Below are 20,115 nucleotides of genomic sequence, written 5' to 3'. Positions count from 1 at the left end.
TGAGGAGGGGACTGGGTTCAGTTAGCAGTGAACAGTGAACAGTAAACAGTGAACAGTTTATCTCCTAAGTCTCCCCCGTCTTCCCCCTCTCCCCCAATCCCAAGTCTCCCTAGTCTCCACTCTCTATGGATAACTGATAACTTACAACTGATAACTGTTCACTGTTCACTGAAAACCCCCTCTTGCTTGCTTGTCTCTAATCTCTACTCTCTACTGATAACTGATGACTGTTCACTGAAATCCCCAATCCAAGGGTTCCCTATTTCGGTAAGCGGTAAAATTCCACGTAAAATTCAACCTCACCAAGGGGTTGTACTTGATGCGGAACTTCTGGTTCGACTATGCCAAACTTAGTGGGTGTAAGGGTATGTTCTTCAAGTATATCTGCGTTAATGCGATAACGCAGAGATCCTGAAACGACGTTAATTTTTCCCCAGATACCTTTTTTCGTCGAATGTCGAGTCAAAAAGCCTTCGGGGATTTGATCTTGGGTAAATACGGGTGTTTTCCGATAACAAATTGCGTCTTTAGGAAGTGTTTTCATTAGTACAAAAGTCTCCAGATCGACAAAAGGGCGACGTAGCGATCGCCCTTAATTTCATTTAAGCTGTTATTAACCACGGCTTCTCTTCACACACGCCATGATTTGTCTTTTCTGTCCTGCCAAACTGGTACTACTAGGATCTTTCTGTTTAGTTCTCCTGACGCGAGCCAAGATGCTTTGTTTCTTTTCTTCCAAGTTAGCCATACTTAGTAGTTGATTGGTAATGGTACTGTTTACTAAGGTAGCGAAAAAATCATCTTAACGGAATAGTTGGGGATAGATTCGTCGCCAAGCTAAAATTGCAGATATTCCTGCCAATGCGACTAACCCAATTAAGGACAAAAACCACCACGGCGATAGTCCTAGATGCCAGCGTAGCAAATCGACTAACCAGGCTAAGGGTAAAATATTTGCTAGTGCTTCTAACCAGGAAGGTAAGGTGTCGCGAGGGAAGTAAGTACCACAGAGAGTAAACATCGGGATGATCAACAAAAATATGGGTACGTTTAATTGATCGACGGTTCGTACTGTTCCTGCGGTTAGTAATCCGATCGCGCTAAATAGTAAACTTCCTAAAAGCATTATTGGTAAGGATACCAATAAATTCCAACCGGAGTAAAGTCCCCAAATTGATGCTACTATTCCGGTTAAGGTTCCGGCAAATAATCCTTTGGTTGTCGCCCATAACCAATCGCCAACAAATACTTCGCTAAAGGTTAACGGTGCAGTTAATAAAGCTTGCCAGGTTTTTTGAAAGGTTAAACGAATAAAACTACCATAAGACCCTTCAACAAATGATTGAAATAATACGCCAATGGCAATCATTCCTGGTGCAATAAATTCTAAATAGCTAACTGTTTCACCTTGATAAGTTATTTCTCCGATTAAGGGAGTTAAACCATAACCAAAAGCTATGAGATAAATTATTGGTTCGGAAAGCGGGGGTAAACTATTTACTAACCAGGTTTTCCGATAAACTCTGGCGTGACGCAGCCACACTGAATATACGCCCCAAATTGTTAGCGGATTTTCTTTCATTTTCTTAATCCAAAATTTTTCCAGTTAGTCGTAAGAATACGTCTTCTAAGTTGGCTTGACGACGACTGAGTAAAATGGGTTTAGTATTACTTAAATTTTCCCACATTTTCTCTGGGTTATCTATTGGTAAACCAATTAAATAACTACTGCCAAAAGGACGATACCAAGTGCTAAATTTGTTTGTTAACTGTTGCAAAATTTCCTCTTTTATGCCGGCAATCTCTACAACTTCTAAACCTGCTGTCCGGGCGATTAATTCCTTGGGAGTTCCTTCATCAATTACTTTTCCTTGTTGGATTAAAATTAGGCGATCGCATAAACGCTGCGCTTCGTCCATGTAGTGTGTCGTCAGCAATATGCCAGCCCCCTTCTCTTTTAATTCTATTACTAACCGCCAAAAATCTTGCCGCGCATCTGGGTCTAATCCGGTGGTTGGTTCGTCTAAAAATACTACCTGGGGATGATTGATTAATGCCCTCGCTAATACTAAGCGTCTTTTTAACCCTCCGGAAAGTTCGTCGATGCGATGTTGGGCGTAATTTTCTAAGCCAACTCTTGCTAATAATTCTCCTGCCCTCGCTCTTGCTTTTTTGCCAGTAATGCGGTAAAATTGAGCAAAATAAATTAGATTTTCGATTACCGTAAAATCAGGATCGAGATTGTCTTCTTGGGTGACAATTCCCATCCGCATTCGAGCTTTTCTACCTTGGTTTTTGACATCATAGTTACCCAATTTGACAAAACCGCGAGTAGGAATTACTGCACCATATAACATTCCCACTGTGGTTGTTTTTCCGGCACCGTTTGCGCCTAGTAAACCGAGAACTTCTCCCCGATCGAGGTTAAAGCTGACTCCTTGGACTACGGCACGCTGATTGTATTCTTTCCAGAGATCGTAGGCAGTTAGCGCCGCCGTTTCTGGTTCGTTCCTTAAGGAAACCATTGTTAGTTTTCTAGTCGATTGTTAATCTAATATATTTTATACTACATTGATAATTCAAATGCAACAACTAAGCAATTTTTTTCCTCAAGAAGTGAAAGGCAGCGAGCGAGCGAGTAACCAGATATAATTGAGAAGCGGAAGGTGGGCTTAACCCACCTCAGTAAGTTTACTTACCTGTAATATTTTCGATCGCGTCTTTGGTTTTTTCCACCAAACCTTCACCAGGATTACTTTCTTTGTATTCCTTGAGGTTTTCTTCGTATAATTTCTCTACAGCTTTAGTACCTGTACCTGCTTCAACTTCCTCCTCATAGGATTTTTGTCGCATCTCTTCCTGTATCCCAGTCCCTTCGCGGAAAGTATAAGCGCGATCGATTTTATCTTCTGGAGTCAAGGGGGTTGTTTGTGGGTTAGCTGGAGGAGGTGGGGGCTGAATTTGCGCGTAGCTAGGTTGACTGGTAGTGAGGAAGATACCTCCCAAGCTGAGTAAACAGGTTAAAGCGAGAAATAACAGACGTTTGGCTAATTTTTGTCCAAAGTTGGGAAGAATTTGTTGCATATATGCCTCCGATCGCTTTTTTTGGTTAAAAGTGAGATTTCTGGCGCGATACCTTTTTCTCAAGACAATATCCTACGCTTTTGGTAAGAAAGGTTACTTCAACCAAAAGATACATTTGCTACAATTCAGGCAAAAGTTGCGATCGCGGATTTACCAAAAAAAATGGGTTTAAAGCCTCGCTGTTCTACGGCGACTTTGATTGAAAAGAAACTAGAAAGTTAGTACAATAGTTGATAGCGAGTAAAACGAAAATCTACGTGATTCTTCGCTCTAGTAGGTCGAAAACCCGGTAAGTAAGAAACAACGGTTAGATTGGCTCTAACGGCAGTATGACTAAACCACTGCCAGCTTTCTTCAGAGCGAGGAGCGTACTAAACTAGCTGAGTGATGGATGTTTGAAAGCATAAAACTCAAAAAAGTAAGCGCAATATATGCGGCTATATGTCAACATATTGAGCGTCTAGAGGCAACTTGACTGTGCCTGCAAGAGGAAAGAGAACTACTTGTGAATCCCCTCCCTTTAGCAACGCGGAGGGAGGGGAGTAGTCAATTATGACCAGCAGACGCAAATTTATCACCACTTCGGTTAGTGTTGCTGGTGGAGTTATTGGAGGAGTAGCTTTGACAAAAACTCTTAACTCTACCCAGCAACCAATATCGTCAACTACAGTTTCTCTTCCTACCGTCACTATGCCCAAACGAGTGTTCGGAAAAACAGGAGTTTCTGTTCCAATTTTAGGCTTAGGTGGTGCAGGACAAACGCCTTTGTCTTGGGATGGTCGGGAAAAAGAGGCGATCGCGATCGCACAACGGGCTTTAGAATTAGGTATCCGCTATTTTGATACTGCCGCGAGTTACGGTCCTTCGGAGGAATATCTTGGTAAAATTTTACCCAACTATCGCCAAGAAATCTTTCTAGCCTCCAAAACAGCCAAGCGATCGCGTGACGATGCGTGGCGAGAATTAGAGCGATCGCTAAAACGCCTAAATACAGATTACCTCGATTTGTGGCAACTGCACCACGTTTCCTTCAGCGAAGAATTAGACGAAATTACCGCCCCCAATGGCGCAACCAAAGCCCTCGCAGAAGCCAAAGCCCAAAAAATCGTCCGTTTCGTGGGTATCACCGGACACCACGAACCAGATATAATTGCCGCAGGACTACGCCGCTATCCCTTCGACACTGCCCTCATTCCCGTCAACGCCGCCGATAAACATCACCCTCGTCCTTTCATTCCCGTCGTCCTTCCCGTCGCCCAAGAACTAAATGTTGGTATAATTGCCATGAAAGTACCAGCCTACGGACGCATCTTCAAACCGGGCGTACTCAACGGAATGCACCAAGCCCTCGGTTATACTTTATCTCAGCCCGGAGTCCACAGCGCCGTTATTGCTGCCGAAACACCAGCACAACTTGAGTCAAATGTCAAGGCTGCCCAAGAATTTCAAATTTTGACAAATCGTGAGATAGTAGCGATCGAACAACTGACAGCCAACGCTTGGGAAGATAACACCTTCTTTCGCAGTTGGACTTAATTATCATACCTTGATTTTTATTTACGTTTAATCGCAGTTTGTTTAATTTGCTTATTCTCATTCTTCGCTATTTCTTCCAACCAGTCTCCATCTAAACTTTTATCTCGCTGTTTAAACTCCTCTAACAACTTAAAAAAATATGCAAAACCCTCCTCTTCATCAACAGAATAAAGCATAATCATTTTCGCCCAAGAATTTACCGTTTGTACCTTCAGCCTTCGTTGTAAAAAATTCTGAAACTCCCTATAAAATTCCTTTTCTGCTGTGGTTGGTTCAATTTTCAACTCTCGTCTCGCAGTTTTGTATCCTGCTAAAAACATAAATAAGTTACTAACTGAAGGCTGACCAATATACATTCCTGGTCTTGCTTTTATTTTTGCTAAAATATCGAATAATCCGTCGTCCATATTACCTCAAATTGTAACTATTCTAACTCCTCAAGAATAAACTCTTCACTTGGACAGTGAAAATCATTTAGCCAGTCTTCGCGTCTCATTCCCTCATTTGAAAGATTATCAAATACTTTCCCTCTCACTTCTACCCCATAATGCCTACCATTAATAGTAATCGATTCAGCCACGTCTACGCGATCGCTAACAATATAATCTTCATCTGGATATCTCGTTCTCAGCCGCAAAACTTTCCCTTCAATACCGTTAGCTGTTAACCAATTTATCACAGCTAAAGCACACTCATCACATTCAAGTAGCTGAAATTGACTTGTAATTGTGCCAATTTCAGCGTATATTTCTTCATCACTTAAATTACTCACACTTGATTTTATGCAAGTTATTTTTTATCAATTTATTTTAATTTTTTCTAGCTGAATTTAACTTTAGAGTCACTAATATCTTTTTTAGCTGATAGAGACGTTGCACGCAACGTCTCTACAACTGAAATCACTTTGCGCCGACTTTTTTCTTATTCTTTTTCTTCGCTTCCTTGGCGGCTTTCTTCGCAGCTTTTTTCTCCGCTTCTATGCGACGACGTTCCGCTTCTTTTTCCTCTGCCAATTTATCTAAATAATAGTGATAATCTCCCAAATAACTAATCAATTCACCGTTACGAATTTCGACAATTTTATTAGCCACCTTAGAAATAAAGTAGCGATCGTGAGAGACAATAATTACTGTACCATCGTAATTATGTAACGCCTCTTCTAACATCTCCTTCGCGGGAATATCTAAGTGGTTTGTCGGCTCATCTAAAATTAGCAAATTCGCTGGACGTAGCAACATTTTCGCTAAAGCAACGCGGGCTTTTTCGCCACCACTTAAAGCTTCGACTTTCTTAAATACTGTGTCACCACTAAACAAAAATTGTCCTAACAAATTGCGAACTTCTTCGTTTTTCCAGTCGGGTACTTCGTCATGAATAGTATCCATAACTGTCTTATTTAAATCGAGAGCTTCCGCTTGATTTTGCTCGAAATAACCGGGAATGATATTATGTTGACCAAGGCGAACAATTCCATCTTCTGGTTGTTCCATTGCCATCAACATTCGCAGTAAGGTTGATTTCCCGCAACCATTAGGACCGAGGAAGGCAATTTTATCGCCTCGTTCGATTTCTAAATTTGCGCCTAAAAAGAGAATTTGGTCGTTATAAGTATGACTCAAATCTTTAATTAAACCTACTTCGCGTCCGCTACGAGGACAGTCGGGAAAACGAAAGCGTAACGTTCTTAAATTTGCAGTCGGCGCTTCAATTTTCTCAATTTTTTCTAATTGTTTCTCGCGGCTTTTCGCTTGGGTGCTGCGCGTCGCACTAGCGCGAAATCGTTCGATAAATACTTGCTGTTTGGCAATTTCTTTTTGTTGCTGTTCGTAAGCACTTTCGGTAGCAGCAAGATTTTCAGCTTTTTGAGTTAAATATGAGCTATAATTACCTAAATAGGTTGTAGAAACACCGCGCTCAGTTTCGACAATTTTTGTGCAAAGACGGTCGAGAAACTCGCGATCGTGAGAAACAATTACCATTGGCGTGTTTAAATTTTTCAGGTAATTTTCCAGCCATTCGATTGTTTCTAAATCCAGGTGGTTAGTCGGCTCGTCAAGTAACAAAACATCCGGATTTTGGAGGAGAATTTTACCTAAACTCATCCGCATTTGCCAGCCACCACTGAAAGAAGATACCAGGCGATCGCCGTCTTCGGGAGCAAACCCCATTTCTGGTAAAATTTTCTCAATTTGGGCTTCTAAACCATATCCGTCGAGAGCCTCAAACTTACGTTGTAGCTTATCCAACTTCTTGATTAATTGGTCAAGTTCCTCTCCTGACGCCGTTTCCATCTCGCGAGTCGTCTTTGCAATACCTTCCTGGACTTGATTAGCTTCGCGGAAAACCGTCCAAAACTCTTCCCTGACAGTGCGACTGGGTTCAACTTCAAACTCTTGCGTCAGATAAGCAATGTGCATTGATGCAGGACGAATTACCTCACCAGTCGTCGGTTCCACCTCTCCTGTGATAATCTTCAACTGAGTAGACTTACCTGCGCCATTCACACCAACCAAACCCACTCTTTCTCCCGGTTTTACCTCCCAGTTGATGTCTTTCAGCACTTCGCCCGTCGAATAAATTTTAGTAATATGTTCCAGTCGCAGCATTCGAGTCTCCAAGATAGATCGCAGCTTGAGGGATTAACTTTTGTAACAGCTTCTCGATCGATTGTAGCTTATCCTTGGTTCTTGTTCCGTCGGTGAAAAGCTTTGACAATTAAGAATAATCAACTATCCCAGATTCGGGAATACCCAAAACCGAGAGTTTCCGCTCGAGCCAACTCTCGGTTAGTAGCTACAAACAAATAACAGATTCGACAGTTTCATTTGCTTTCAATTTCGGAAGCCGATCGCCGATACCGTCTTTACCCCAAAATGAAACAGACTCAGTAACAATGGGTATTTTTCTTTGAGTGTTAGTAAGGGCGATTATTTGAGTATTTGGTCGATCTAATACCATGGCAGCTAAAGTATCTTTTTTGGCAAATTGAAGGGCGTTTGTGCCGATATCGCCGAGACTTCCTAACCTAATTTTACTAACCCTCAAACCTTTAATGTAACCTTGTTGAGAAATTAGGAGTAAGTTATTGTCTGAATTAACAACGTAACAGCCAACTATTTTTTCATGAAAACGCAGTCTGACAGCAAGATTTCCTAACGCATTACGCCCCATAACTGGTAGCTGTTCGTCATTAACTACAAAGCGTAAAATCCGACCTCCAGAAGTAGCGATCGCCATTTCCATTCCTTCTTTAACAAAATCAATCTGCTGGAGGCGATCGCCATCTTTGAATTTAATCAGCATCAAGCCGCGATTGGTTAAGTTTTCTAATTCTGAGGCGGGAATGCGTTTAATTCGCCCCTTCTCGCTGAGTAAAATCAGGTCGAGGGGTTTGGCGTTATAAGGACGGAAAAACTGCGCGACAACTCGATTAGCGTCTCTTTGAGCGCTTGCTGGTAATAAACTTAGTAAAGAAGTTGGCGTGGTTTGGGAAGCCGGGGGAATCTCGTTAATATCTACCGGATAAGCTTTTCCCGTATCCGCGATCGCAATTAATTGGGCGTTTTTAGCTACCGGTTCGCTATACACGACCAAATCATCACTTTTTTTCGCGGATATTTCTGGCTGTTGCCAATAAATATTACCTTTCTCAGTAACTTCGATCGCCGCATTATCGGGTATTGTCGGAGTAGATTCAGAAACGGTAGCAACGGTGGCAGTTGTTTCCTTAGTTTTCCTAGTAGCCTTAGAAGTAGCAGAAGTCAGCGCTGATTTTTTCACTTCCGCAGGGCTGAGGATGCGAGTACGACGATCGTCCCCATATTTACGCTTGAGCGATCGCAACTCTTTTTTCAGCGCCTTCATCAATTCGTGGCGAGATCCGAGTAACAACTCCAATTCGCCAATTCTCGTTTCTAACTCTTCGTACTCCGACTGTAACTTTTGCCGTTCTAAACCCGTCAAACGGCGCAAAGGCATCGCTAAAATCGCATCAGCTTGAGCCTCGCTAATGGCTAACTCTTCAATTAAAGCGATTTTAGCCGTACTACCATCAGCAGCTTGACGCAGAAGATCGATCGCGCGATCGATCTTCTTCAGCGCCGCTAATAAACCTGCTACCAAATGTAACCGACGTTGGTTAAGTTCGAGTTCGTGGTTATATTGTCGAGTGAGAGTTTCCTCGCGAAAATCGATAAACTCCTGCAAAATCTTCCGTAGCGGTAACTGAAGCGGTTCATTATCCACCAGCGCCAACATAATCGCCCCAAAATTAGATTGTAGAGGCGTTTGCTTGTAAAGTTGACGGAGAACCTTTTTCGCCGTCGCATCCCGTTTTAGTTCGACCACCACCCGCATCCCCGAGCGATCGCTTTCGTCGCGAATATCCGCAATTCCTTCCAGTCGCCCTTGATTCACTAAATCCGCAACTTTTTCAATCCAAGCTGCTTTATTCACCTGAAACGGCAACTCAGTCACCACCAGCGCAGTTCGTTCCTTCCTACGTCTACCAGGAATAACTAAGCGCTCAGTTTTCACCACCCCTCGAACAGGAATAATACCTCGTCCAGTCGCATAAGTATCTTTAATTCCCGCAGTATCGACAATTTCCCCACCCGTAGGAAAATCAGGTCCGGGAATCAACTCCCATAACTTCTCATCCGGCAAATCTGGCTTATCGATCAAAGCAATTATGCCATCTACCACCTCAGTCAAATTATGAGGCGGAATATTAGTTGCCATCCCGACAGCAATCCCAGCACAGCCATTGAGCAATAAAATAGGTAACTGGGCAGGCAGAACCACCGGTTCTTGCTGAGAGTTATCAAAATTGCTAGTAAAATCAACTGTTGCTTCGCCAATCGAAGTCAACATTGCTTCATTAGCAATTTCCCCCAAACGCGTTTCCGTATAACGCATTGCCGCAGGAGGATCGTTGTCCACCGACCCAAAATTACCGTGACCCTGTAACAATGGATAGCGACTGGAAAAATCCTGCACCATCCGTACCAAGGCATCATAAACTGCCCGATCGCCGTGAGGGTGATATTTACCCAAAACATCCCCCACCACGCGAGCGCACTTACGGAAAGGTCGGTCGGGAGTTAAGCCCAGTTCGTGCATCGCGTACAAAATACGTCGATGAACTGGTTTCAAACCATCGCGGACATCGGGCAAAGCTCGCCCAACGATCACACTCATGGCATATTCCAGATATGACCGTTGCATCTCCGCGTGTAACGCCGTGGGGATAATTTGTCCCGACCCCAGGAGATTTAGCTGTTTTGCCATGAGTTTTTTCTCACCTACAATTTCTAGAGCAAAAAGTGAAGATTTAATTAACGATCGGGTTTTGGTTTAATGGTTAAAAACCAAAGTCAGTATTTCAAGGCGATTTTTCATTCGCTTTTGCTGACTATATCTCTAGGCGACGAACCAGAGAAGCTTTTTCTTTGAGCTTCTTTACAAAAGAGCAAGTGTTTCTTAGTATCAAGTTCGCCCCAATCTCAGATTACTTTCTTGATTAACACCTATGGCGACCGTTTTGATTGTAGAAGACGATCCGATCAATGCTCGCGTTTTTTCTAAGATTTTGACTAAACGCGGTGGATTGGAGGTAAAGCATACAGAAGATGTAGAAGAGGTAATGCAAATTGCTCAAGCTGGAGAAGCTGACATCATTTTGATGGATGTGTCTCTTGCTCACAGTGTTTACCAGGGCAAATCGGTAGATGGGATTAAGATTACGCAAATTTTGAAATCTGACCCAAAAACTTCTTCTTTACCAGTTATCCTTGTCACCGCACACGCGATGGAAGGCGATCGCGAAAGCTTTCTTAAGCAAAGCGGTGCTGATGGTTACATTTCTAAACCTGTTGTTGACCATCAGCAGTTTGTCGAGCAAATTCGCGAATTACTGCCTAAGTAATTTTGCTACTTTGGTTGCTTGGGCAGCCAGCTACAGGCAGTTTCGCTTTGATTAAGGGGCGATCTCGATTTCTTCGAGTTCCCCAAGACGAGCTAGAATCGCTTGCATTTGCGGTGTGGCAAGGAATTTTGCCGTATCGGAGAGAAGTGTTTCGCCCCAGAGATTTTCTTCGAGAAATTCTAAGTCAGCGTAGCGACTATCGATCGCTAAAGCTGTTTCTCCTAGGGCTACTGCCTTTTCTCTTTCACCATTAGCAAATAAAGCTACAGCTACCGCAAGTTGGGGTTCGGCTGCTTGGTTGTCAATGGCGATCGCTTGTTGCCATTTTTCTAGCGCTGCTTCGAGATCCCCTTGTTCGTATTTGACTAAGCCGATATTGTTGATCGCAGGCCAAAAGTCTTTGTCTTCGGCGAGCGATTTTTCATAGGCAACTACGGCTTTGTCGAATTGCTTTAACATCATGTAAGCATTGCCTAAGTCAAATAAGGCTTCTTTTGACTCTGGCTGTAGCTTTAAGCCTCTTTCTATTTCGCGAATAGCGCCAGCATAATCTTCTTTTTGAAAATATGCTGAACCCAAGGTAAACAAAATTCCGGCTTCGTCTGGTGCTAGAGTACGAGCTTTTTCTAGGGTTTCGATCCCTTTATCTAACTCTTCTAGCTGCACGTACAGGCTACCTAAGATAAACCAGGTTTGATAAGCATCTGGTGCTAGCTGGGCTGCTAGTTTGGCTCTCGGTAATGCTTGCTGATATTGCTGGAATCTTACCAGTTGAATCGCATCTTGGGCTAGAGCTAAGCCATTTTGTTCGAGTTGTTCTGAGTTTAGTTGTAGGCTATAAGGTAGTAGTGCTTGTGCTGATGCAGGCACGGCTGCACTCCACAATCCTACAAAAGCCAAAACCGATAATAAGAAATTACGTTTAGGCACGATGCCGCCTCAAAATAACTGTTCAATGAGAAATCCATATTGATACATTAGCTTATCGTTTACCTTGTTCGCGAAAGGATGAGTTTGTGCAAGTTAGCTTCACAAATTTTGTTATAATACAGTAAGTATGTACTGATGTCAAGATTGGTGATTGGGGACTGGTGACTGGTGATTGGGGATTGGGAAATAGCAGTAAACTGTTATCAGTCTATCCTCCCCCTCTCCCTTGTCTCCCCCCTCTTCCTTGTCTCCCCAATCCCCAATCCCTAATCCCTAATCCCCAATTATGCAACTTCCTCTGCTTGGTAAAGTTAAAAGCCCCCTCCGTTGGTTTCTGGGGTTGATGGCAGCTAGCATTTTACTGGTTGGTAGTGGCACTTATTTTCTCTCTGGTAGAGAAGCAAATAAACTGGATCTCGAACAATTGACAGTATCTGTTACTGAGCAAGATTTAACCGTCAAAATCGAAGCCAATGGCACAGTTGTCCCAGTTAAGAGCGTAAATATCAGCCCCAAAAATGCGGGTATCTTGGCAAAATTATACGTCGATCAGGGCGAGATCGTCGAAGAAGGACAAAGATTGGCAGAAATGGAAAATGCTGAACTGCAAGCACAGTATTTACAAGTAAAAGCCAATCTCGAAGAAGCTAAGGCGAGATTAGCTGAAGCACGAGCAGGATCTCGTCAAGAAGAAATTGCCCAAGCTCAAGCTCGTTTAGGGCAAGCAGAAGCTCGTTTACAGGAGGCGCGATCGCGCATTCCCGAACAAATCCAGCAAGCTGAAGCTCAAGTTGATGCAGCTAGAGCAAGGTACGACTTAGCACAAAAACGTCTCGATCGCAACCAGGAATTAGTGGCTCAAGGAGCGATCGCCCAAGATCGCTTTGATGAGGTGGAAAATGAAGTTCGCAGCGCGCAAGCAAATTTATTAGAAGCACAGCGACGACTGGAACAAACTCGGAATACCAATAACCCTGAAATTGCCCAGCTACAAGCTTCTGTAGCCGAAGCAGAGGCAGCTTTAGCACAGTTACGAGAGGGGGCGCGTCCAGAAGAAATTGAACGCTTACAAGCCGCAGTAGCCGCAACCGAAGCCCAAGTGGTAGCAGCAGAAGTAAGGTTGGAAGATACGGTAATTACTGCGCCCTTTGCGGGAATTATTACCCAAAAATATGCGACAGAAGGCGCATTTGTCACGCCGACGACTTCTGCATCTAATACTGCAAGTGCAACTTCGAGTTCAATTTTAGCGATCGCGGAAGGATTAGAAGTGCTGGCGAATGTTCCGGAAGTGGATGTGGGACAATTAAAGCCAGGACAACCTGTGGAAATTATCGCTGATGCTTATCCGGAAGAGGTATTTCAAGGAGAAGTGGAATTAATTGCCCCAGAAGCTGTAGTTGAGCAAAATGTGACTTCTTTTGAGGTACGAGTTAGTTTGCAAACAGGTCAAGATCGGTTACGTTCGGGAATGAATGTCGATGTGACTTTTTTGGGGAATACACTTAAGGATACTTTGGTTGTACCGACAGTGGCGATCGTTACTCGAGAAGGTGAAACTGGGGTGATGGTTCCTGATGAAGATCGACTTGCCGAATTTCGTCCGGTAACAATAGGATTAACTTTGGAAAATCAAACGCAAATTTTGTCTGGTTTGCAAGCAGGTGAACTTGTGTTTATTGATTTACCTGAGTCTAGTCAACCGAAGTTAGGGGTTGGAGATTAGTTTAAGCTAAGTAATTCTTAAGTATAATTTACTGGAAATTTCACGCATACTCCGGAGGAGAACTCGCTTCGAGTAGGCGCAAAGTCGCAAAGAAGAATGCTAATTAAGGGTGGATTTGCGTTTATTGATTTATTTGAGTCTAGTTAACTGAAGTTAGGGGTTGGAGATTAGTTTAAAGTTATTTTTATCTCGCGCATTCGGCGTTAGCCGTTCTCGTTAGAGTAGGCGCAAAGTCGCAAAGAAGTACGCTAAGTAATTAGCTTTTTTGGATCGAATGGTTGGATTATTAAGTACCTGAAATGAATATTATTGATAATTTGAAAATGGCAACTACTACTTTGGTGGCTAATAAGCTACGAAGTAGTTTGACTATGTTGGGAATTGTGATTGGTAATGCTTCGGTTATTGCGATGGTGGGAATCGGACAAGGGGCGCAAAAGTTAGCTTCAGAACAGTTTGAGTCTCTTGGTCCGAATGTGTTATTTGTGGTTCCTGGTTCGCGAGAAACGCGCAATACTTCTTTTGAAATACCTAAGACTTTGGTGTTAGCTGATGCAGAGGCGATCGCGACTCAGGTTCCTTCAGTGACGGAGGTTGCACCTCAGATTAATTCTCAACAGTTGGTTACTTATCGCAACCAAAATTCGAGCAATTTAGTTATGGGAGTAACGCCGGAGTTTCTTCCGGTGAGAAGTTTTGATGTTGCTAAAGGTAGGTTTATTCGGGATCTAGATTTGAAACGAAATAATCGTGTGGTGGTTTTGGGGGCGGAATTGGCTGAGACTTTTTTTGGTTCTCGCAATCCGATTGGCGAACAAGTAAGAATTAAAAATATTAGTTTTGAAGTTGTTGGGGTGATGGCAGCGAAAGGTTCTTTTTTGGGTACTAATCAAGATGATACAGCTTATATTCCTCTGACAACGATGTCGAATCAAGTGGTGGGAAATACTTCTCCTTACGGTACGGAAGTAACTTTTATTGCTATTTCGGCAACTAGTGAAGATGATATTCGCGCAGCTAAGTTTCAAATTGAAAATTTACTGCGGTTACGTCATAAAATTACTGGTGAGGATGATTTTGGGGTACAAACTCAACAAGATATTTTAAATATTGTCGGTACAGTAACAGGCGGATTGACAGTTATGCTAGCAGCGATCGCTGGTATCTCTTTGTTGGTTGGCGGAATCGGTGTGATGAATATTATGTTGGTTTCTGTGACTGAACGTACTCAGGAAATTGGACTGCGTAAGGCGATTGGTGCAAAGGAAAGAGATATTTTGACTCAATTTCTCATTGAGGCGACGATTCTCTCGGCTATGGGTGGTCTTTTTGGTACTTTGGCTGGTGTGAGTGGAATTTTATTGGTTGGGGCTGTCACACCCTTGAAAGCCGGAATTGACGCGATCGCGATTTTGGTTGCTGTAGGAGTTTCTGGGGGAATTGGTTTGTTTTTCGGCGTTTTTCCCGCGCGACAAGCTGCTAAACTCGATCCCATTGTTGCTTTGAGAAGTTCTTAATTCCGGATCGAAGACAACAATTATTTTTAGTTTGCCCACTATCTTGAGAAACAGCTCGATCTCTTGAGTCAGGAAGAACATTTTTATGAATACTTCCATTTTTACTGAGTAGCGATCGCCTTCGCTGCCCCTAGTAAAATGAGACAAAAGCGATCGCCAATAACTATCAAAGTCCATTCATTTCTAAAAACTACAAAAGCCAAAGAGACTTTTGTAGTTCACTCTTGATTAAATCAAGCCCATGTCGGTAACAGCCCCAAAACTACTGCTGGAAACCAATTTGGCATATTTAGCTAAGACACCACTGGTATAACGAGGCTGAGGGGGTTGCCAATTAGCGCGACGTTGTGCTAATTCTTCATCAGAAACGTGCAAATGTAGCGATCGCGTTTGAGCATCAATCGTAATTTTATCTCCTTCTTTGACCAAGGCGATCGTGCCACCGACAGCAGCTTCTGGTGCAACATGACCTACAACCAAACCGTAACTCCCGCCAGAAAAGCGTCCATCGGTAATCAAACCAACCCGATCTCCTAACCCAGCACCAATAATCGCCGAAGTAGGAGCGAGCATTTCGCGCATTCCCGGACCACCTTTAGGTCCTTCATAACGAACGACAATTACATCGCCAGCTTGAATTTTACCCGCCAGAATAGCATCTAAACAATCTTCTTCCGACTCAAAAACCCGAGCAGAACCAGAAATTGTCGGCTTTTTCACCCCACTAATCTTCGCTACCGCCCCTTCTGTCGCTAAATTACCCTTCAAGATTGCCAAATGACCTTGAGCATAAATCGGATTTTGCCAAGGATGAATGACATCTTGATTTGAGGGAGGTTCATCAGGTACATCAGCCAAAACTTCAGCTACAGTTTGACCAGTAATTGTCAAAGCATCACCGTGTAACAAATCGTGTACCAGTAACATTTTCATCACTTGGGGGATACCACCCGCCTTGTGTAAATCCGTAGCCACATATTTCCCACTCGGCTTAAGGTCGCACAAAACCGGAACGCGATCGCGAATCACCTCAAAATCATCAATCTTCAAATCGACCCCGATGGTATGAGCGATCGCCAACAAATGTAGCACCGCATTTGTCGATCCTCCAATCGCCATAATTACCGAAATCGCATTTTCAAAAGCCTTGCGAGTCAAAAGCTGACTGGGAAGAATTTGCTTCTTAATTGCCTCCATCAAGACAAAAGCACTTTTTTCCGCACTTTCTGCCTTTTCCGCATCTTCTGTCGCCATCGTCGAAGAATAAGGCAAACTCAACCCCATAACTTCCAAAGCCGAAGACATCGTATTCGCCGTATACATTCCCCCACAGGAACCCGCACCAGGACAAGCATTACGCTCGATCTCCAGTAATTCCTCATCCGCGATTTTACCAGCACTGTACTGTCCAACCGCCTCAAAAGCACTAACCACAGTCAAATCTTGACCATTGTAATGTCCCGGCTTAATTGTGCCACCATAGACAAAGATAGCGGGAATATTCATTCTGGCAATCGCGATCGCGGCACCAGGCATATTTTTGTCACAACCGCCGATCGCCAAAACACCATCCATACTTTGCCCTTGGCAAACAGTTTCAATTGAATCAGCAATCACTTCCCGGGATACAAGGGAATACTTCATTCCCTCAGTACCCATTGAAATGCCATCGCTAATGGTAATCGTGCCAAATAGCAACGGCATTCCACCCGCCGACTTCAAACCTTTCTCTGCTCGCAGAGCAAGGTCATTTAAACCGATATTACAGGGAGTAATAGTGCTATAGCCATTAGCAATACCAACAATTGGTTTCTGAAAATCCGAATCGTTAAAACCAACCGCTCTGAGCATAGCACGGCTAGGCAATCGCCGAACTCCTTGAGTTACGGCAGCGCTTCTTGAGTTGTTTGGCATTGATTTATTCTCCTCTTGCAGGCGTATATCTACTGCTCGTCTTGTTCGATCGCCGGAAATCTACCGATGAGAACAATCGCAGAATCTGGGGACATTTGAAAAATTTAAGCTTTCCCAAAATAGCATCCCCACTGCTATTTGGGACGATTGTGGTTAACAGAAGCCAAAATTAATGAGGATTTAGATTGCTTCAGTTAGTAAAAAGTTGTTGATGGGAATGGATACCTTTAGCATAAAAAGATTACCACAAGACAATCTTAACTGGTTGGGTCTAACTATTAAATTTACAATCGTTGCCAAGTCTAGCTGGCTCGACTGTAGCGATCGCCAGGGCAACTTATTGGGGTGCAACTACAAAAATTATCGAAAGGCTGAGGTAATTCAGCTTCACCAAGAATCAAGTTGTATTGCGAGAAAATCAAACATGAGAGAGGGGCTAATGACTATGCAATCCGGTGAACTATTAGAGAGATACGCCGCCGGAGAAAGAGACTTTCGGGGGGCGCAACTGCGAGGAGCCTTTTTAAGCAAGGTAGATGTTAGTGGCGCTGATTTCCGAGGTAGCGATTTGAGTGGTGCTTATCTTACCGAGGCATCTCTGAATGGAGTTGACTTGCGAGAAAGCAATTTGAGCGATACTAACTTTCTCGGAGCATCTCTGATTGGAGCAAATTTACGAGAAAGTAATCTCAAGGGAGCAAATTTTACTCAGGCGATTATGATTCGCGTTAATCTCCGGGAAACTAAACTTTCTGGAGCTAGCTTATCAAAAGCTAATCTCACTGAGGCAAATTTGATCGATACTAATCTAAGTGGTGCAAGTCTGAGTGGGGCGAATCTGACTGATGCTAGTCTCAGAGCTTCAAATTTAAGTGGCGCAAATCTGAGTGGAGCGAATCTAAGTTATGCTCTTTTAAATGATGCTGATTTACGAGAAGCCGATTTGAGTAGGGCAAAATTAAATCGTGTTTGCTTAAGTCGGGCAAAGTTAATGAATTGCTTTCTCAAGGATGCCGATTTACAAGGAGCTAATTTAACTAATGCGATTTTGACAGAAGCTCACTTACAGGGAGCAAACTTTTCTAATGCTGTTTTAAATGGAGTTAATGCTTCTCGCGCTAATGCTAGCGATACTGATTTTAGTTGGGCAAACTTGAGTGGCGCGAATCTCACGGGAATTATCTTGAATAGAGCTAATCTTAGAGCTGCTAGTATTACTTGGACTACCTTACGAGGAGCGGATCTGAGTTCGGCTAAACTAACGCGAGCAAAACTCAGTTGGTCTAATTTAACTGGAGCAATTCTGGCAAAAGCAGTTCTGATTGATGTTAATCTTGATGAAACTAATTTGCGTAATGCGGAGTTAAATGGGGCGATTATGCCTGATGGCTTTGTTTATTAGTCATCGATCTGATTGAGATTTGGCGATGGCTACTTTAGTTTGCGGTAAGCTGTTTGCGGCACCCTGGATCTAGCTCCATCGCCACTGGTTTTGAAGCTATAGCCGAGCGTTTTTCTGCTACTGACGTTTTTGTCTTTGGTTAAAGGGACAATTGTTTCTTGATAAATTCTTTCGCCAGCAATAAATAAGGAGACAAAAAAGGCGATCGCTAGCAGTCGTTGGAGCAATTGGGCTTTTTGAAGCTTAGTTTTCTTTTCTAGCTGGCGATACTTAGGTGTAAAATTTTTAATTCGAGGTTCGCTAGGAATAAACTGGGTGCTACCGCGCCAATCGCCAAAATCTAATGGTTGAAAACTACGCTCAATTCGGCGCAATTGCTGTAAAATAATTTCTGCGTTATGGGGACGATCTTTACTCTCAGGAGCCATTAAATAATCAATTAAATTAATCGTTTGCTGAGATATTCCTGTGACTCGATGTTGCCAAAGTAACGCTCCTGTACGGGGATCTTCTACTAAATCTGAAGGCTCTTTCCCTGTTAATAAATATACAAATGTTCGCCCTAGAGCAAAAAAATCTGATTGGGGTACTGCTTTGCCGATCGCTTGCTCTCCTGGAGTATAACCCGGTGAGACTATCCCATAACCTTTACTCGTACCACATACTCCAGCTAAATGCGCGATCGCTACTTCTTTCGTGCTCCCAAAATCAATTAATCCTAACTGACCGTCTGCTTGCAAAATAATGTTAGAAGGTTTAATATTTCTGTGAAAAAATAGTTGTTGATGAACTTTTTCTAGTATTTCTACTAATTGCTTTAACCAATTAATTACTGTGGCTTCGTTAATTGGTTTTATTAGTTGCTGTTGATCCCATTTTTCTAAATTAATCCCTGCTAAATATTCCATTACTAAACAATAACTTTTTTCTTGACTATTAGGGAAAGATATGGTAAAAAAACCATCTTTTTCCACTGTGGGTAAACCAGGATGACGTAGCTGCATTAAGGTTTGAGCTTCTTGTTGAAAAAGCGCCACGGACTTAGGATGATTAATCGTTAGCACTTTCATCACCTTAGCTGTCTCCAAGCGGCGATCGTATACTTGATAGGTTTTCCCGAAACCGCTTTCCCCTAAAACATCGCTAACGCTATAACGTCCTCGAAGCAACAAAGAATTACCACAATGCTGACAGATTTCTTGGTCAGCATTCACAATATCTCTAGGATTAGGGCAGCTTGGGTTAAGGCAAAGCTTCATAACACGAGGAGATTGAGATTAATAATCTAACTATAACGACAGGAATTGGAGACAGGGAAGAGGCTACTTCGCCTTCGACCAAGACACCAAAGCCAAAACTGTAACAAATTTTAACACTGCCATCAAAAACACCGGAAAACTTCTTCAAGCCAAAGGCTGTCCTGTCAACGTAACTCGCTGGAGTAACGAACAGCGTAGACGACTTAATCGTTGCTCAAGGGACACAATGACGCACTCAGCTTGAAATCCTGGGAAGCAATAAGTAGGTGGGTCTAATTAAACGTTAAAAACGCGATCGCATTATTTCTCTATATTTAGAAAAATTGAGTTTAGATGAAATTGGTGGAGATCTTAACCACCTTGGTCACTTCTGTTCTTAAGGCTTTCCTTAACCGCTAAGGCAAGATCATACAGTTCTGATTTATACCAGAGTCCGAACTTGTTTGACGTATCAAGTTCAACTGTTCCACTAAAGACCCCCAAACTCACCTAAAATTGGCGATGGTTCCAAATCACAATATTAAGTCGGAACTTTTTAGCCTTTGCTGGCACTTCGTCACAGCAACTCTTACCAAAAAAAATGGGTTTAAAGCCTCGCTGTTCTACGGCGACTTTGATTGAAAAGAAACTAGAAAGTTAGTACAATAGTTGATAGCGAGTAAAACGAAAATCTACGTGATTCTTCGCTCTAGTAGGTCGAAAACCCGGTAAGTAAGAAACAACGGTTAGATTGGCTCTAACGGCAGTATGACTAAACCACTGCAAGCTTTCTTCAGAGCGAGGAGCGTACTAAACTAGCTGAGTGATGGATGTTTGAAAGC

At 42.9% G+C, this 20,115-nt stretch carries 16 protein-coding genes and 1 pseudogene; 6 read left to right on the top strand and 11 right to left on the bottom strand.

All coding sequences use genetic code 11. The features are described 5' to 3' along the window. Nucleotides 1-259: 259 nt before the first annotated feature. From G3T18_RS00435 to G3T18_RS00420, 4 genes are all read right to left on the bottom strand, one after another. On the bottom strand, nt 260-544 hold the full coding sequence (locus tag G3T18_RS00435; protein WP_224408538.1) for a DUF1971 domain-containing protein: 285 nt from the start codon (nt 542-544) through the stop codon (nt 260-262). Between the two features lie 258 nt (nt 545-802). Further along, nucleotides 803-1,582 carry an ABC transporter permease gene (locus tag G3T18_RS00430; RefSeq protein ID WP_224408537.1) on the bottom strand — a complete coding sequence of 260 codons (780 nt, stop codon included), beginning with the start codon at nt 1,580-1,582 and terminating at the stop codon, nt 803-805. A gap of 4 nt (nt 1,583-1,586) precedes the next feature. Beyond that, nucleotides 1,587-2,525 (bottom strand): ABC transporter ATP-binding protein, encoded by a 939-nt coding sequence (locus tag G3T18_RS00425; RefSeq protein ID WP_224408536.1) that lies wholly within the window; start codon nt 2,523-2,525, stop codon nt 1,587-1,589. A 166-nt stretch (nt 2,526-2,691) separates the two neighbouring features. Next, nucleotides 2,692-3,084 (bottom strand): hypothetical protein, encoded by a 393-nt coding sequence (locus G3T18_RS00420; protein ID WP_224408535.1) that lies wholly within the window; start codon nt 3,082-3,084, stop codon nt 2,692-2,694. 552 nt (nt 3,085-3,636) lie between these two features. Between G3T18_RS00420 and G3T18_RS00415 the strand changes: the two genes are divergently transcribed. Next, nucleotides 3,637-4,620 (top strand): aldo/keto reductase, encoded by a 984-nt coding sequence (locus tag G3T18_RS00415; protein WP_224408534.1) that lies wholly within the window; start codon nt 3,637-3,639, stop codon nt 4,618-4,620. A gap of 17 nt (nt 4,621-4,637) precedes the next feature. Here G3T18_RS00415 and G3T18_RS00410 read toward each other — a convergent pair whose 3' ends face one another. From G3T18_RS00410 to G3T18_RS00395, 4 genes are all read right to left on the bottom strand, one after another. Beyond that, nucleotides 4,638-5,027 (bottom strand): hypothetical protein, encoded by a 390-nt coding sequence (locus G3T18_RS00410; RefSeq protein ID WP_224408533.1) that lies wholly within the window; start codon nt 5,025-5,027, stop codon nt 4,638-4,640. Between the two features lie 17 nt (nt 5,028-5,044). Further along, the gene (locus tag G3T18_RS00405) at nt 5,045-5,392 is read right to left on the bottom strand and encodes a papain fold toxin domain-containing protein (protein ID WP_224408532.1); all 348 of its coding nucleotides are present in this window, start codon (nt 5,390-5,392) and stop codon (nt 5,045-5,047) included. 127 nt (nt 5,393-5,519) lie between these two features. Beyond that, on the bottom strand, nt 5,520-7,226 hold the full coding sequence (locus G3T18_RS00400; RefSeq protein ID WP_224408531.1) for an ABC-F family ATP-binding cassette domain-containing protein: 1,707 nt from the start codon (nt 7,224-7,226) through the stop codon (nt 5,520-5,522). Nucleotides 7,227-7,413: 187 nt separating this feature from the next. Then, nucleotides 7,414-9,909, bottom strand: coding sequence for a DNA gyrase/topoisomerase IV subunit A (locus G3T18_RS00395; protein ID WP_224408530.1), 2,496 nt, complete (start codon nt 9,907-9,909; stop codon nt 7,414-7,416). A 241-nt stretch (nt 9,910-10,150) separates the two neighbouring features. Here G3T18_RS00395 and G3T18_RS00390 point away from each other — a divergent pair, with 241 nt between their 5' ends. Then, nucleotides 10,151-10,546 carry a response regulator gene (locus G3T18_RS00390; RefSeq protein WP_224408529.1) on the top strand — a complete coding sequence of 132 codons (396 nt, stop codon included), beginning with the start codon at nt 10,151-10,153 and terminating at the stop codon, nt 10,544-10,546. Nucleotides 10,547-10,597: 51 nt separating this feature from the next. Here G3T18_RS00390 and G3T18_RS00385 read toward each other — a convergent pair whose 3' ends face one another. Next, nucleotides 10,598-11,476, bottom strand: a complete 879-nt coding sequence (locus G3T18_RS00385) for a tetratricopeptide repeat protein (RefSeq protein ID WP_224408528.1) — start codon at nt 11,474-11,476, stop codon at nt 10,598-10,600. 286 nt (nt 11,477-11,762) lie between these two features. On the opposite strand from G3T18_RS00385, the gene G3T18_RS00380 reads away from it, so the two are divergent. Together G3T18_RS00380 and G3T18_RS00375 are read left to right on the top strand one after the other, a co-directional pair. After that, a complete protein-coding gene (locus G3T18_RS00380) occupies nt 11,763-13,202 on the top strand; it encodes an efflux RND transporter periplasmic adaptor subunit (RefSeq protein ID WP_224408527.1) in 1,440 nt (479 codons plus the stop codon). Between the two features lie 299 nt (nt 13,203-13,501). Beyond that, entirely contained in the window at nt 13,502-14,719 is a 1,218-nt protein-coding gene (locus G3T18_RS00375; protein ID WP_224408526.1) for an ABC transporter permease, read from the top strand. 228 nt (nt 14,720-14,947) lie between these two features. Here the strand turns inward: G3T18_RS00375 and ilvD are convergent, their stop codons facing one another. Further along, on the bottom strand, nt 14,948-16,633 hold the full coding sequence (gene ilvD / locus G3T18_RS00370) for a dihydroxy-acid dehydratase (protein WP_224408525.1): 1,686 nt from the start codon (nt 16,631-16,633) through the stop codon (nt 14,948-14,950). A gap of 439 nt (nt 16,634-17,072) precedes the next feature. Between ilvD and G3T18_RS00365 the strand changes: the two genes are divergently transcribed. Further along, a complete protein-coding gene (locus G3T18_RS00365) occupies nt 17,073-18,035 on the top strand; it encodes a pentapeptide repeat-containing protein (RefSeq protein WP_224408524.1) in 963 nt (320 codons plus the stop codon). Between the two features lie 29 nt (nt 18,036-18,064). Here G3T18_RS00365 and G3T18_RS00360 read toward each other — a convergent pair whose 3' ends face one another. Beyond that, nucleotides 18,065-19,294 (bottom strand): serine/threonine protein kinase, encoded by a 1,230-nt coding sequence (locus G3T18_RS00360; protein ID WP_263480219.1) that lies wholly within the window; start codon nt 19,292-19,294, stop codon nt 18,065-18,067. A 76-nt stretch (nt 19,295-19,370) separates the two neighbouring features. Here G3T18_RS00360 and G3T18_RS25825 point away from each other — a divergent pair. Next, nucleotides 19,371-19,538, top strand: a pseudogene (locus tag G3T18_RS25825) (DUF3854 domain-containing protein); the annotation flags it as partial. Nucleotides 19,539-20,115: the final 577 nt, after the last annotated feature.

This window comes from Oscillatoria salina IIICB1 (assembly GCF_020144665.1).
Classification (GTDB): domain Bacteria; phylum Cyanobacteriota; class Cyanobacteriia; order Cyanobacteriales; family SIO1D9; genus IIICB1.
Note: the sequence above shows the minus strand (reverse complement) of the source record. Positions and strands in the feature narration are given on the sequence as shown.